Consider the following 15371-nt stretch of genomic DNA (forward strand, 5'->3'; position numbering starts at 1 on the left):
GCATTTTCATGTTTGAAGATAAATCTAAAATAAATTACCCATATGAATTTACTGAAACTACAACAGTTCCTCTAAAGAACCCCATTGACAAAAAATTCAAGAACGGCACAGGTACACATAACTTCCCAATTAAGAAGCACTATAAAGAGCAAGTTCTATACACTGAAAAAATTAATAATAATAAAAATAAGTAATTGTATAGATCCTTATGACAATTGGCTAAATAAGAAGCAACATTTGGCCATGCATAGTTATTTAGTTAGTAATGATACAATTCATGCACCTTTTAAAAAGTGCTGTATACAGCGCTTTTTTATACATAGATAAATTTAAGTTAACGCAACCAAGAAATACAATACAAAATTACTCCACCATATTCTCGTTTACAATTAAATCTACATATGAAAAGGGAGCAACAGTAAATGTTACTCCCTTTTGAAATGTAATCTATTCACTCTACATAACCCTCTTAAACATCTTCTCCAACTCATAAGTAGAATGATGCACAAGAATTGGTCTTCCGTGCGGGCATGTGTACGGGTTTGTTGTTGTACGTAGTTCTTCCAGTAAAGCAAATATTTGATCGTTCGTTAAATATTGATTCGCTTTAATGGATGCTTTACAGCTCATCATGATGGCTGCTTCTTCACGTAACTTTTTAATATCAACTTTTTTTAGTTTAACAACTTGCTCCATCATTTCATCGATGATTTCTGTTTCTTGTCCTTTCGGGAACCATGTTGGATGCGAGCGGACGATAAAGGATTGATGGCCGAATTGTTCTAAAAATAGCCCGACTTTTTTTAGTTCTTCTAACTGCTCTTCGACACGTAAAAATTCAGTAAGAGATAGATCAATACGGTACGGTACAAGTAACTCTTGTACTTCTTGCGCTACTCTTCCTACTTTATCACGGAAGTATTCATAATTAATACGTTCCTGCGCGGCATGCTGGTCAATCATATATAATCCTTTATCATTTTGAGCGAAAATATATGTTCCATGCATTTGTCCAATTGGATAAAGCGGTGGTAAGTCATTCCCGTTCATCTCAATCTCTTTTATTTCCCGAACTTCTTCTTCTAATTCCTCTAGTTCAAAGTCCTCTTCATTACTGTCCCACGATTTCTCTTCTTGAATTGGCTCTTCGATTATCGGTTTAGTGGATGGTTGCCAACTTTGTTCTTCTCTCACGAGCGACTGTGGTGGTTGCCATTCTTGCTTCGGTGGTTGCCAAAGCTGCGCAGGCTGTTTCACAGCCCGCGGTTCTTCTTGTTTTGCATCCATGCCAGTCGGTAAAACGATGTCCGGCATAGATGGTTCTTTTGGCTTCGCATGCTCAAACTGGAACTGTTCTTGCACACTTTCGTCTTTTTCTTTTTTCTTCGTTGTTACACCTGCATCTGGAATAAGCTGTATTTTTTTAAATGCAGCTTGCAATGTTTCTTCGATCAGCTTTAGCAATTCTTGTTCTTTACTAAAACGAACTTCTAATTTCGCTGGATGTACGTTAACGTCAACTAGCATTGGATCCATTTCAATCGATAAGAAACCAATTGGATACCGGCCAACTGGCAGTAATGTATGGTATCCTTGCTGAATTGCTTTCATTAATACAAAGTTTCGAACGTAACGACCATTTACAATCGTTGACATATAATTACGAGATGCTCTCGTTACTTCTGGTAATGTTACATAACCTTTAATTGTAAAGTCTAAAGATTCAGCTTCAATTGGAACAAGCTTCTTCGCAACTTGAATACTGTAAATCGATGCAAGTACTTGTCTTACATCACCGTTACCTGACGTATGAAGCAATTTCTTTTCATTATGAAATAGTTTTAACGATACTTCTGGATGTGACATTGCAATACGATACACGATATCTGTAATATTTCCGAGCTCTGTATGAATGGTTTTCATATATTTAAGACGTGCTGGTGTATTAAAGAATAAGTTTTGTACTGTAATATCTGTTCCTTTTCGGCTCGCAGTCTTCTCTTGCTTTATAATGTCTCCACCTTTAATAATAAGGTGTGTACCAGGCGCATCACCTGTGCTAGTAATTAATTCTAATTCACTAACTGAGGCAATACTTGGCAATGCCTCACCGCGGAAACCGAGTGTTCTTATGCGGAACAGATCGTTTTCATCTTTAATTTTACTCGTTGCATGGCGTTCAAAAGCGACGATACAGTCTTCTTCTGCAATACCATCACCATTATCAATGATACGAATTTTCGATAACCCAGCTTCTTCTAAGTGGATTTCAATAGATGTACTATTCGCATCGATAGAATTTTCCACAAGTTCTTTTACGACTGAAGCAGGGCGCTCTACTACTTCCCCTGCCGCAATTAAGTTAGAGAGTTGGTCATCGAGTTTGCGAATTTTCCCCATCTACTTACTCATCCTTTCTTTAACTTTTTCTGTAAGCGATACAATTCGTTCATCGCTTCTAAAGGTGTCATATCAAGTAAATCGATTTTTTTAATTTGCGCCAGTACTGCTGTTTCTTTTTGATCTAGCAGAGGCTTTTCTTGTTTCTTCGAAGACTGTTCTCCTCCAAAGAAAGATAGTTGCGATTCTTCTTCAGTCTCTACTTTCGTTTCCTGTATTTCTGCTATTTCTTCTTTTACAACTACAGGTTCTGGAGTAGCTTCTTGTACTTTCACTTCTACTCGCTTTGGAATAATAATTTCTTCCTGTCCTTCTAGCTGTGCTAACACTTCTTTCGCACGAGCGATTAGGCTATCTGGAAGCTCCGCAAGTTGCGCAACGTGAATTCCGTAACTTTTATCAGCTGCTCCATCTTGAATTTTATGAAGGAATACTACTTTTCCATTCTCTTCAATTGCTGAAACGTGTACATTTTTCAGTTGATTTAAACTCTCTTCTAACACCGTCAATTCGTGATAATGCGTAGAGAATAACGTTTTTGCACCAATTTGGTCATGAATATGTTCAATAATCGCTTGTGCAAGTGCCATACCATCATACGTAGATGTACCGCGTCCAATTTCATCGAATAAAATTAAACTTCTTTCTGATGCGTTTGCAATTGCATTTTTCGCTTCTAACATTTCGACCATAAATGTACTTTGACCTGAAATTAAATCATCCGCTGCACCAATTCTCGTAAAGATTTGGTCAAATACAGGTAATACTGCTTCTGTTGCTGGTACGAAACAACCGATTTGCGACATAACCGTTACAAGTGCTAATTGTCTCATATACGTACTTTTACCAGACATGTTCGGCCCTGTAATTAAAAAGACATCCATATTCTCTGGCATAATACAATCATTCGGTACATACAATTTCCCGTTCAATACTTTTTCAACAACAGGATGACGACCATCTTTAATAAAGATTTCGCGCTTCGTTGTCAGTACAGGTTTTACAAACTGTTCTTCTTCACTAACTGTTGCAAAACTTTGCAGTACGTCTAATTCACTAATTACTTTCGCTAAATGTTGTAATTTCGGAATAAATACTTTTACTTCTTCACGAAGTGCTGTAAATAAATCGTATTCTAGCTGTACAATTTTTTCTTCAGCTTCTAAGATTAACGTTTCTTTTTCTTTCAGTTCATCTGTAATGAAACGTTCAGCATTAGCAAGCGTCTGTTTACGCTCATAGCGACCTTCTGGAAGTGCTGCAAGATTCGCTTTCGTTACTTCAATGTAGTAACCGAAAATACGGTTGTATCCGATTTTTAATGATTTAATTCCGGTAATATCACGTTCTCTTTTTTCAAGCTCAGCAATCCACGTTTTCCCGTTTTTACTAACGTAACGATATTGATCAAGCTTGTCATTATAACCATCTTTAATAATATCTCCATCTTTAATCGAAAGCGGTGGGTTTTCTTGAATACTTCTTCCTAGTAATTCTGTTAAGCTTTCACATGGATCTGCACCTTGAATTAATCTCGATGCATAAGCGTTATCTAACAAACTAATTGCTTCTAAAATAGCTGGTACTTGAAGCAATGAACGTCTTAATTGTAATAAGTCTCTTGCATTTACGTTACCAAATGCAACTTTTCCTGCTAAGCGTTCTAAATCATATACTTCTTTTAACTTTTCCTTTAAATCTTCACGTAAGAAGTAATCATTTACAAACGTTTCAACCATTTCTAAACGCTCTTCAATTCTTTCTTTCTGTATAAGTGGACGTTCCATCCACTGTTTTAACATACGACCACCCATAGCTGTTTTCGTCTTGTCCAATAACCATAATAGTGATCCTGTTTTTTCTTTCGTTCGAAGTGTTTCTGTCAGTTCTAAATTTCGCTTTGAATGTACATCAATTTTCATAAATTGATTCGTATAATAAATTTCTACTGGTTGCAAATGATCTAAAGAACGTTTTTGCGTTCTTATTACATAGTTAAATAAACGTCCAACTGCTTTAATTAATTTTGCTTGTGAAACATTTTTCACAAGATGTTCTAATCCTTCCGGAATTGCCGTTGCATCTTCATACGAAATCGTCATTTTCAATGTTTCAGTTAACTTGTTTAGTTCATCTTTAGAAAATGAAGAATCAACAACAATTTCTTTCGAACCAGTTGCATACACTTCTAATAAAATATCTTCTACTGAACCAGTCAATAACGTTACTGTATTTTGTCCAGTCGTTAAGTCGTTACAAGCTAATGCATATGATCCATCTTCAAAATGTGTTAATGCGGCTAAGAAGTTATTTTCTTTCTCATCAATTGTACGCCCTTCCATCATCGTTCCTGGCGTAATTAATTGTACTACTTCACGACGTACTACACCTTTAGCTGTTTTCGGATCTTCTACTTGCTCACAAACAGCTACTTTATATCCTTTTTCAACAAGTTGTTCAATATAGTTTTTAGCCGCATGATACGGTACACCGCACATTGGTATACGTTCACTACTACCGCCATCTCGGCTCGTTAATGTAATTTCAAGTTCATGAGCTGCTTTTACAGCATCCTCAAAGAACATTTCATAAAAATCGCCTAAGCGAAAAAATAAAAAGGCATCTTGATAATCTGCCTTAACCTTTAAATATTGCTGTATCATAGGCGTATATTGAGTCATACTTTTCCTCCATAATTCTTACATGATAATCTATTTTCATATATGTCGCATTTCACGGACACTCTTATCTCCTATTTCAGGAGTCTTTCTTCATTATAACATATTTCATAAAGAATCATGTTCATTCAGCCCCACTTATGTAAAGTAAAAAGCTAGGAAGAACTTCTCCCTAGCTTTCTATTACTCTTCTTCTGCATCAACTATAAAGTTCGGATCTAATTCTTCAAATTCATCATCAGCAATTTGGAAATCATCATCTGATTCTACGCAGCCTTCAGGATTTACACTTACACAAATTTTCGTTTCTCCAACTACTTCTGTTACAAATTCACGTTCTACAGTTACAACAATTTTATTACCATTTGGTGATACAAGTGCTTCTAAACAATTTGGCGGCTGAATAACACGAGCAATAATTTCTAAATCGTCACCAGAAAAGTTTTTATCACGATAACCAATACTTACTTCGTCCGTGTAGTTCACACGTTCTGTTACAACTTCAGTCTTTGTATTTCCATCAAATGAATACCAAGTGTTCACATCATAGAAACCTTCAATTTCCACATGTTTTCCATTCTTTCTTGCTTCGTACGAGTGGTTAATTACCCAGCACCCTAAAATACTTGTTGGCTCATTATTCGATTCACATGTATGCGTTGACTTTGTATACTTACGTCCTTTTCCAACCACTGCTTTTGTAATAATCTCTCTAAATTCGGACATTCGTAACCCTCCTCAATCACTATTCACTTAATCATATGCGTGACAATAGCGGAATGTGTCATTCTTTTTTTGAGAAGAACTTACGTTTAATCCACAAAAAAAAGAGATGTCAATATGACATCTCTTTAACAACCACAATTTCCTTTTTTACTTTCTACCGCTGCGCCAGTTTCACCCTTTAGTACATCGCCACCAGTTGAAATTAATATTTCATCTGTTACGTTGTTAGAAATTGTACTAGCAACTAACTGTAATAAGTCATTTACGTATGTTTGTGAAGATTTAAATTGTTGTACGACTGGAATACTGTCTAACTTATCTTGCAATGCATCAATTTCAGCTTCTACCTTTTTTAAAGCTTCCCATTTCCCGTAATGTTGCAAGTTTACTGCTTGTTTTTGCAGTGCTTTAATTTCATCGATTGCGCGCTTTACATTTTCATTTTTATGAATTTGCGCCTCTGCTTTCTTAAAAAAATCAACTTCTTCTGTTTCAGAAATCATTTTTGCTAATTCTTTCGCTTGTTCAACAATGTCATCTTTCGAATATACTTTCATCTATTATTTCACCTCAATCGGCTCTTCAACTAATTCCCCGTTAAGAGACCAAGTTTTTGCTTCCGTTATTTTCACTTTCACAAGCTGACCAATTAAAGATTTTGAAGCGACGAAGTTTACAAGTTTATTCGTACGAGTATAACCTGCAAGTACTTCCGGATTATTTTTACTTTCCCCATCAACTAACACTTCTACAATTTGACCTTTGTAACGACTATTCTTTTCAATTGCCAACGTATTTACTAGTGTATTTAAGCGCTGAAGACGTTCTTTCTTTACTTCCATCGGTACATTATCTTTCATTTTTGCAGCTGGTGTACCTTCGCGAGGAGAATAAATGAATGTAAAGGCAGTATCAAACCCTACTTCACGATATAACGACATCGTTTCTTCAAATTGCTCATCTGTTTCATTTGGAAAACCAACGATAATATCTGTTGTTAATACTACATCTGGAATTGCTTCTTTAATTTTTCTTACAAGTTCTAAATAATGCTCACGCGAATATTTACGTGCCATAATTTTCAGCATATCTGTACTTCCAGATTGAACTGGTAAATGGATATGTTCTACTAGGTTGCCACCTTTTCCAAGCACTTCAATTAAGTGATCATCGAAATCACGTGGATGGCTCGTTGTAAAACGAATACGGGCAATATCAACTTTACGAAGTTCGTCCATTAAATCGCCAAGACCGTATTCTATATCTTCAAAGTCTTTACCATATGCATTTACGTTTTGTCCAAGTAACGTAATTTCTTTATAACCATTTGCAGCTAAATGACGAATCTCTTGGATAATATCTTCTGGACGTCTACTTCGCTCTTTTCCGCGTGTATACGGTACAATACAATACGTACAGAATTTATCACAGCCATACATAATATTTACCCAAGCTTTAATATCACCACGACGTACTTTCGGAAGGTTTTCAATTACGTCACCTTCTTTTGACCATACTTCAACTACCGTCTCTTTCGAGAACATCGCATCTTTTAGAATGTACGGTAGTCTATGAATATTATGCGTTCCAAATACCATATCTACATGCTGATTTTTTTGCATAATTTTATTTACAACAGATTCCTCTTGAGACATACAACCACATACACCAATTAAAAGGTCTGGATTTCTTCGTTTGAGTGACTTTAAATGGCCTAGCTCACCAAACACCTTATTTTCAGCATTTTCACGAATTGCACAAGTGTTTAATAAAACTACATCTGCATCCTCAGTTGAAAAAGTTGGTTCATATCCAAGTGCTGTGAAAATACCTGCCATTACTTCCGTATCATGCTCATTCATTTGACAACCATATGTACGAATATAGAACTTTCTTCCTGTACCAAAATTGCGAAACTCTTCAGGTAAGCCAAAATCCCGTTCAATTTTAACTTCTTCTTTCCCACGCTTTTTCGCATCCTTTAAGGAAGGTGGTTGATATACACTTTCAAAGTATTTACTATAATCTTTCTCTTCTTTTTTCATAGAGGAATTTGCTTGTTGACTTGCTAATCGTTGTTGCTCGTTCATCGGTAATCTCCTTTCACCCTTAACTATACACACTCTATAGTCCATTTTAATGCGCTTAGACTCACCTCAAAAATGGTTAGATAGCTGGAGAGATAACTTGTCCTTTGAAACTTGAGTAATCAATCTAATCATTCATAAGAATGAAGTCTTCCCCACGCAAATAGACATTCCCTTTTTATCATTTCTTGTTGTCCTACCCAAAAGCATATTGCTTTATCCCTATAAACATTACCATAGTATGACGTGTTTCGCCAATCTTAACAATACAAAGGCCTTTTATTACCTTACATTTCATAAGCAATGAACTTGCCATTTTCATACAACGATTTATATATTATTTTATCATTCTGAATTTTCTAAGTAAATAAGGCTACCCTATATTTTGTACATAAAAAAAGGTTGCCAAATCGGCAACCTTTTTTTCTTACATTACATAAATTCAGCAACAAGCTCATCAAACATTTTCTGATCCATATTTAAATCAGATTTCACTAAAGGCTCTTCACTATAGCCTTTAACAAGTTCTTGATATGATGGTTGCTTAGTATTTTGATAAATTAACCCTGTTACTAAACCGTTATTTTCCATTAAAGTTTGCATAGCCATCATGCGATTAGATGGATCATATCCCTCTACTGTGCTTAGTTTCGTTAAGTTCTCTTTAAACCAATCGTAAGTATTTACTTTATTGTAAGTAACACATGGGCTAAATACGTTAATTAATGAAAATCCTTTATGGTTAATACCAGCTTCAATAATTTGTGTTAATTCTTTTAAATCACTCGAAAAGCTTTGCGCCACAAATGTCGCACCAGCTGTTAAGGCCATTTCCATTACATTTAGTGATGGTTCAATTGAACCTTGTGGTGTGCTTTTCGTTTTAAATCCAGCTTCACTACGTGGTGAAGTTTGCCCTTTTGTTAATCCATAAATTTGGTTATCCATTACGATGTACGTAATGTCGATATTACGACGAATAGAATGGATTGTATGTCCCATACCAATCGCAAATCCATCACCGTCACCACCTGAAGCGATAACTGTTAAATCACGATTTGCCATTTTCACACCTTGTGCAATCGGAAGGGCACGACCATGAATACTATGCACACCATATGAATTAATATAACCTGAAATACGGCCTGAACAGCCGATACCAGAAATAACAGCAAGTTCATCTGGATTTAGGCCAACGTTAGCTGCCGCACGTTGAATTGCAGCTTGCACTGAGAAGTCTCCGCAACCTGGGCACCAGTTTGGCTTTACACTGTTACGAAAGTCCTTAAATGTTGCCATTTAATACAACCCCTTTTTTGCATTCGTTGTAAATCTCTTTCGGCAAGAATGGGTTTCCATCATATTTTAAAAGACTAGAAATTTTCTCACCATTACCAAGATTCATTTTCATAATGTTAGCAAGCTGACCTGTTGCATTGTTTTCTACTACTACAACACGCTTCGCCTTTTTCACAAGTGGATCGATTTCAGCTGTTGGGAACGGGTGAATTAAACGCACATGAGCATGGTTTACTTTCATACCCTCTTGTTCTAAACGCGTCATTGCCTCTTCGATCGCACCACGAGTTGAGTTAAATCCAACAAGCAATACGTCTGCTTCTTCATGCTTAACATTTTTATAAACAGGGGTATTAAACTTCAAGTTCTCCATTTTACGGAAACGTTTGTCCATTTGATCTTTACGGTTTATTGCTGATTCCGACGGTTTTCCAGTTTCATCATGTTCTACACCTGTAACATGGTGAACACCATTTTTCATACCAGGTAAAACACGTGGTGAAACGCCGTCTTCTGTTACTTCATAACGCTTGAAGTATGCTTTATTTTCACGTTCTGGTAATTCTGCTTCTAAATCAAGCTTACCACGACGAATTTCCACTTTATCTAATTTAAGTGGTTCTACTGTTTGTTTTCCTAACGAAAGCTGTAAATCTGTTAAGAAAATAACAGGAACTTGATATTCTTCAGATAAGTTAAATGCTTCTACAATGTCATAGAAAGCTTCTTCAACTGTACTTGGCGCCATTACGATTTTTGGAATTTCACCATGCGTACCGTAAATCATCGCCATTAAGTCAGACTGTTCTTGTTTCGTTGGTAATCCTGTACTTGGGCCGCCACGTTGTGTATCAACAATTACTAATGGGGTTTCTGTAATACCCGCTAAACCGATTGCTTCCATCATTAATGAAAGACCAGGACCAGCAGATGCCGTTAATGTACGAACACCAGCATAGTTTGCACCGATTGCCATTGTACAAGCTGCGATTTCATCCTCAGTTTGGATTACTGTTCCGCCGACTTTCGGTAATTTTTTAATTAAGTATTCCATAATTTCTGATGCAGGTGTGATTGGGTATGCTGACATAAAACGAGCACCACCAGCTACCGCACCAAATGCGATTGCATCGTTTCCAATCATAAACATGCGTTTTTTACCATCAGCTTTTTCAAGCTGCATCATGTTTACTTTCTCACCTAGTAATTCTTTCATATATTGAGAGCCGCGTTTAATTGCGTCCATATTCTTTTGAACGACTTGCTCTCCTTTACGACCAAAGATTTCTTCAACAACATCTAAATAAGCTGTTTCATCTAATCCTAATACTGCACTTGATGCTCCAACAGCAACCATGTTTTTCATTAATGATGTGCCTAATTCTGAAGCAATATCTGTAAACGGTATCACATATAGATTTACATCTGTATTGTCAGGTATTGTTGGATTAAATTTCGCATCCGCAACTACAATTCCACCTGGACGTAGTTCGTGGAAATTAAAATCAATTGTTTCTTGGTCAAAAGCAATTAAAATATCTAAATCATCTGAGATCGCTCGTACTTCTGTTGTACTTACACGAATTTTATTATTTGTATGGCCGCCTTTTATACGTGATGAGAAGTGGCGGTAACCGTATAGGTAATATCCTAATCGGTTTAATGCAATACAGAAGATTTCTCCTGTACTTTCAATTCCTTCACCTTGTTGGCCTCCAACTTTCCATGAAAGTTGACTAATCATCTCCTACACCCCTTTTGGCTGCATTCATTGTAGTGTATTTTTTTACAGTAATAGTTTAGCATTTTTTATGCAAATAAACTACAATGGACGCAAATTATGCCTCTTCTGATTTCCCTGAATCTTTAGTATAAAGCTATTTTGTTTTTCATTCTAGTATTAGGTCTTAAAAAAAGCAATAAAATCAAATGAATTAATTTTAATTTTTCTGAATTTTAAATCGGGATTTAAAAACTCATATGTTCTACAAAATTATCATATAAAAATCGTTCTACAGTAGATGCAGCATAGTGTTTACAAAGCTCATTCATTACATTTTCATAATCTCGATACGCTGATACATTTACAACTGTTTCTAAAATCCCATCAAAATCGGAACCAAATCCTATATTGCGCTCTCCACCTAATGAACAAATATATTCGATATGTCTTACTATATCTGCTACATTCGCTTGTTTTTCATTTGTTAGAAACTGCGGTACAAAAGTGACACCAATCATGCCATTTCGCTTTATAAGAGCTTTAAGTTGTTCATCGTTTAAATTACGTGGGTGCTCGCAAAGTTTCATACAATTTGAGTGGGAAGCAATAGGATTTTTTGCAATCTCTATAACATCCCAAAAACTTCTTTCATTCAAATGAGACACATCAGTCCATACATGTAACGTATTCAGTTCTTGTACAACATGTTTACCAAAAGTCGTTAAACCCGCCCCACGTGTCTCTAGCGCACCATCAGCTAAGAGATTGGCATAATTCCATGTTAGTCCAAAAGAACGTACTCCTAGGCGATACAACAACCGTAATTTCATTGCATCTTTTCCAATTGCTTCGCATCCTTCTATTGTTAATATCGCTCCAATCTCGTCCTGTTTTAATATGTTAATATCATCTTTTGTCTGAATAAACTTCACACCTGGTAGGGATAAAATCTCATTATAAAAAATATCTACCATTTGTAATGCTACTTCAAATCGGTTTTCATATGCCACTGTTTCTGGTACATATATAGCAAAACATTGTATACTTCCTTTTCTTCTCTTTAACTGTTCAAATGTAATATGTAATTGTGAATCATCTTTAAAATCCCTTTTCCCTTGTGCACTCCATAACTGAAGAAGCACGTCACAATGAGCATCAAAAATTTTCATTTTCATTCCTCCATTATAAAAACAACCTGTTTGCATACTGCAAACAGGTTGTTTAAACTTAACGAGGTTCTACAATTAATTTTATTGCTGTACGCTCTTCGCCATCAATCATAATATCTGTAAACGCTGGGATACAAATCAGGTCCAAACCACTAGGCGCTACAAATCCTCTTGCGATTGCTACTGCCTTTACAGCTTGGTTCAATGCACCTGCACCAATAGCTTGAATTTCTGCTGTTCCGCGTTCGCGAATAACACCTGCAAGTGCACCAGCTACAGAATTAGGGACCGACGTTGCTTTAACTTTTAATATTTCCATTCCGCGTTTCCTCCTCGTTTCTTTAAAAAGTATTAGCAATTATTTCACTTTAACTTATATTCACGAGGAATGGCGCGTATTCCTGCTAAATTTTCGTAATTTTTCTAAAAAATTAAAATATAATAACTTATCTAAAATTTAACGAAAATTTACTCAAAAAATGGTTGATCATCATTAATTAAAATACGTTCAATTTTCTTTGCTTTTCCTGTATTTGGATCCACATCAATTAACACTGCACTTAATTGCGTTCTACCATTTGTTACTTCAAATCGTACTGGTAAGTTTGTTAAAAACTTCTTCAATACTGCTTCTCTGTCCATACCTAATATTCCGTCATACGGCCCTGTCATCCCAACATCTGTAATGTATGCCGTTCCGCTTGGTAAAATACGGTTATCCGCTGTAGGGACGTGCGTATGCGTACCTACTACTGCTGTAGCACGTCCATCTACATACCAACCTAGCGCTTGTTTTTCACTTGTAGTCTCCGCATGGAAATCAACAAATATAATATTCGTACGTTTTTTCGCAATATTAATTAATTCATCCACTTTACGGAATGGACAATCAATTGGAGGAAGGAAAGTACGTCCTTGTAAATTAATAACTGCAACTTCTGTTCCATTACAGTTCACAAAGATAAGTCCTTTTCCTGGAGTTCCTTCTGGGAAGTTAGCTGGTCTTGCAAGATATTTTGCATCATCGATGAATTCAAATACTTCACGATTATCCCAAGCGTGGTTTCCAAGTGTAACTGCCTGCGCCCCACACTCTAAAAAGTTTCGATATATTTTTTCTGTAATCCCACGGCCACCTGCTGCATTTTCTCCATTAATGATTGTTACTGTAGGTGTATATTTTTTCTTTAATGCCGGTACGTATTGTTGAATCATACCTCTACCAGGAGATCCTACTACATCCCCAACAAATAATATTCTCATATGTCTTACCCTTTCTATGTACTGCATTTTTTATTGCTATAGCATCAAGTAAATTCCTTATAATATCTTTATTATAAGTTTGTTTCACTTTTATGCTATATAACTAACTGTCTTTATTTTATCCAATTCCAACACAAAAAAATAAAGTGGTGTTTCACCACTTTATTTTGCGTATTCCACTGCACGTGTTTCACGAATAACAGTTACTTTAATATGTCCTGGGTAATCCAGTTCATTTTCAATACGTTTTCGGATATCACGAGCTAAACGATGAGCTTCTAAGTCATCGATTGTATCTGGTTTTACCAAAATACGAACTTCACGTCCTGCTTGAATTGCAAATGATTTTTCAACGCCTTCATAAGACTCTGAAATCTCTTCTAACTTTTCAAGACGACGAATATAGTTTTCAAGTGTTTCACTACGAGCTCCCGGTCTTGCAGCTGATAAAGCATCTGCTGCTGCAACTAAAACTGCAATGATAGAAGTTGGTTCTGTGTCACCATGGTGAGATGCGATACTGTTTATAACTACAGGATGCTCTTTATATTTCGTTGCAAGTTCAACACCAATTTCAACGTGGCTTCCTTCTACTTCATGGTCAATCGCTTTTCCGATATCATGTAATAGACCTGCACGTCTTGCTAGTTTTTCATCCTCGCCAAGCTCTGCCGCCATAAGTCCAGTTAAATATGCAACTTCCATAGAGTGTTTTAAGACGTTTTGACCATAACTTGTACGGTATTTTAAACGACCTAAAATTTTAATTAAATCTGGATGTAATCCATGAACACCCACTTCAAACGTTGTTTGCTCTCCGACTTCGCGAATATACTCGTCCACTTCACGTCTTGATTTTTCGACCATCTCTTCAATACGCGCTGGGTGAATACGTCCGTCCTGTACTAGTTTATCAAGAGCGATACGAGCTGTTTCACGACGAATTGGGTCGAATCCAGAAAGGATTACCGCCTCTGGTGTATCATCGATAATTAAGTCAATACCCGTTAACGTTTCTAACGTACGAATATTACGACCTTCACGCCCGATAATACGTCCCTTCATTTCGTCATTTGGAAGATTTACAACCGAAACGGTTGTTTCAGCAACATGATCAGCTGCACATCTTTGCATTGCAAGAGATAAAATCTCTTTTGCTTTCTTATCCGCTTCTTCTTTCGCGCGAACTTCACTTTCTTTTACCATAACAGCGATTTCATGAGAAACTTCATTTTCTACTTTACCAAGAATAATTGCTTTCGCTTGTTCGCGTGTCAGATTGGAAATGCGCTCTAATTCTGTTTGTTGCTTTTGAACTAACTCTCCCACTTTGCTTTCCAACTCTTCAATCTGTTGTTGTCTCGCTACAAGAGATTCCTCTTTCTTCTCTAACTGTTGCTCGCGTTTATCGAGCGTTTCGTCTTTACGATCAAGGTTCTCTTCTTTTTGCATTAAACGATTTTCTTGTTTTTGTAATTCGCTTCTACGGTCACGAATTTCTAATTCAGCTTCTGTACGAAGTGTATGAATTTCATCCTTTGCTTCTAAAAGCGCTTCTTTCTTAAGTGCTTCAGCCTCACGATTCGCTTCGTCTAGAATACGTTTTGCTTCATTAGCCGCACCATTAATCTTCGCTTCAGCAATAGACTTTCGAACAAAAAAGCCAACAACTGCACCGACTGTTGTTGCAAGCAAAATGGAGATGAGTATCCAAACTGTACTACTCATGATTTCACCTCCCCTTGCTATGAATGAAAAAAGACTGTCGGCATGTACATTGAATTACAACATACAGCAAAGACCGTCGTCCCGCTTTTTTAAGGGACTTTCTTCATTTCACAATTAAAATGTCATATTATTATTTCGGTAAGATTTAAACCTTACTCCGAATATTACTTCTCTTCTTGAGAAGAGTATATTGTATATAAGAAAAAATATACATTCTCATTGTATCTATCGTAATTTTCATTGTCAAGCGTTGTCTACTTTTACTTTCTTTACCTTCAGCCTTGAATGTGACCTAAAT

The 15371-nt window shown here is 36.3% G+C and carries 12 protein-coding genes; 1 reads left to right on the forward strand and 11 read right to left on the reverse strand.

Annotation, left to right across the window (positions count from 1 at the left end):
• Positions 1–8: 8 nt before the first annotated feature.
• The gene (locus ACQGSG_RS00005; RefSeq protein WP_000461138.1) at positions 9–194 is read left to right on the forward strand and encodes a hypothetical protein; all 186 of its coding nucleotides are present in this window, start codon (positions 9–11) and stop codon (positions 192–194) included.
• 262 nt (positions 195–456) lie between these two features.
• On the opposite strand, the gene mutL is transcribed toward ACQGSG_RS00005, so the two are convergent.
• The 11 genes from mutL to rny form a co-directional block, all read right to left on the reverse strand.
• On the reverse strand, positions 457–2400 hold the full coding sequence (mutL, locus tag ACQGSG_RS00010; protein ID WP_000516467.1) for a DNA mismatch repair endonuclease MutL: 1944 nt from the start codon (positions 2398–2400) through the stop codon (positions 457–459).
• An 8-nt stretch (positions 2401–2408) separates the two neighbouring features.
• The gene (gene mutS, locus ACQGSG_RS00015; protein WP_000196029.1) at positions 2409–5081 is read right to left on the reverse strand and encodes a DNA mismatch repair protein MutS; all 2673 of its coding nucleotides are present in this window, start codon (positions 5079–5081) and stop codon (positions 2409–2411) included.
• Between the two features lie 180 nt (positions 5082–5261).
• On the reverse strand, positions 5262–5804 hold the full coding sequence (gene cotE / locus ACQGSG_RS00020; RefSeq protein ID WP_001288799.1) for an outer spore coat protein CotE: 543 nt from the start codon (positions 5802–5804) through the stop codon (positions 5262–5264).
• A gap of 125 nt (positions 5805–5929) precedes the next feature.
• On the reverse strand, positions 5930–6361 hold the full coding sequence (locus tag ACQGSG_RS00025; RefSeq protein ID WP_000870461.1) for a RicAFT regulatory complex protein RicA family protein: 432 nt from the start codon (positions 6359–6361) through the stop codon (positions 5930–5932).
• Between the two features lie 3 nt (positions 6362–6364).
• Positions 6365–7894, reverse strand: a complete 1530-nt coding sequence (gene miaB / locus ACQGSG_RS00030) for a tRNA (N6-isopentenyl adenosine(37)-C2)-methylthiotransferase MiaB (RefSeq protein WP_001005375.1) — start codon at positions 7892–7894, stop codon at positions 6365–6367.
• 429 nt (positions 7895–8323) lie between these two features.
• A complete protein-coding gene (locus ACQGSG_RS00035) occupies positions 8324–9190 on the reverse strand; it encodes a 2-oxoacid:ferredoxin oxidoreductase subunit beta (protein ID WP_000190155.1) in 867 nt (288 codons plus the stop codon).
• Positions 9177–10934 (reverse strand): 2-oxoacid:acceptor oxidoreductase subunit alpha, encoded by a 1758-nt coding sequence (locus ACQGSG_RS00040; RefSeq protein ID WP_000625417.1) that lies wholly within the window; start codon positions 10932–10934, stop codon positions 9177–9179. Before ACQGSG_RS00040 ends, ACQGSG_RS00035 begins: the two co-directional genes overlap by 14 nt.
• 224 nt (positions 10935–11158) lie before the next feature.
• Positions 11159–12082 (reverse strand): dipeptidase, encoded by a 924-nt coding sequence (locus ACQGSG_RS00045; RefSeq protein WP_000688038.1) that lies wholly within the window; start codon positions 12080–12082, stop codon positions 11159–11161.
• Positions 12083–12140: 58 nt separating this feature from the next.
• Positions 12141–12401, reverse strand: a complete 261-nt coding sequence (spoVS, locus tag ACQGSG_RS00050) for a stage V sporulation protein SpoVS (RefSeq protein ID WP_000404341.1) — start codon at positions 12399–12401, stop codon at positions 12141–12143.
• A 149-nt stretch (positions 12402–12550) separates the two neighbouring features.
• Complete coding sequence (locus tag ACQGSG_RS00055; protein WP_001221095.1) at positions 12551–13345, reverse strand: TIGR00282 family metallophosphoesterase; 795 nt, start codon at positions 13343–13345, stop codon at positions 12551–12553.
• Between the two features lie 162 nt (positions 13346–13507).
• Positions 13508–15073: a ribonuclease Y gene (rny, locus tag ACQGSG_RS00060; protein WP_000099770.1), complete on the reverse strand. Its 1566-nt coding sequence runs from the start codon at positions 15071–15073 to the stop codon at positions 13508–13510.
• Positions 15074–15371 lie beyond the last annotated feature (298 nt).

It is taken from the genome of Bacillus sp. GMa5/1, assembly GCF_050172015.1.
GTDB classification, from domain to species: Bacteria; Bacillota; Bacilli; order Bacillales; family Bacillaceae_G; genus Bacillus_A; species Bacillus_A cereus.

Excerpts from the sequence above, each read along its gene's own strand:
- ACQGSG_RS00005 (WP_000461138.1), top strand. The coding sequence starts at position 9 with ATGTTTGAAGATAAATCTAAAATAAATTACCCATATGAATTTACTGAA.
- mutL (WP_000516467.1), bottom strand. The coding sequence starts at position 2,400 with ATGGGGAAAATTCGCAAACTCGATGACCAACTCTCTAACTTAATTGCG.
- mutS (WP_000196029.1), bottom strand. The coding sequence starts at position 5,081 with ATGACTCAATATACGCCTATGATACAGCAATATTTAAAGGTTAAGGCA.
- cotE (WP_001288799.1), bottom strand. The coding sequence starts at position 5,804 with ATGTCCGAATTTAGAGAGATTATTACAAAAGCAGTGGTTGGAAAAGGA.
- ACQGSG_RS00025 (WP_000870461.1), bottom strand. The coding sequence starts at position 6,361 with ATGAAAGTATATTCGAAAGATGACATTGTTGAACAAGCGAAAGAATTA.
- miaB (WP_001005375.1), bottom strand. The coding sequence starts at position 7,894 with ATGAACGAGCAACAACGATTAGCAAGTCAACAAGCAAATTCCTCTATG.
- ACQGSG_RS00035 (WP_000190155.1), bottom strand. The coding sequence starts at position 9,190 with ATGGCAACATTTAAGGACTTTCGTAACAGTGTAAAGCCAAACTGGTGC.
- ACQGSG_RS00040 (WP_000625417.1), bottom strand. The coding sequence starts at position 10,934 with ATGATTAGTCAACTTTCATGGAAAGTTGGAGGCCAACAAGGTGAAGGA.
- ACQGSG_RS00045 (WP_000688038.1), bottom strand. The coding sequence starts at position 12,082 with ATGAAAATTTTTGATGCTCATTGTGACGTGCTTCTTCAGTTATGGAGT.
- spoVS (WP_000404341.1), bottom strand. The coding sequence starts at position 12,401 with ATGGAAATATTAAAAGTTAAAGCAACGTCGGTCCCTAATTCTGTAGCT.
- ACQGSG_RS00055 (WP_001221095.1), bottom strand. The coding sequence starts at position 13,345 with ATGAGAATATTATTTGTTGGGGATGTAGTAGGATCTCCTGGTAGAGGT.
- rny (WP_000099770.1), bottom strand. The coding sequence starts at position 15,073 with ATGAGTAGTACAGTTTGGATACTCATCTCCATTTTGCTTGCAACAACA.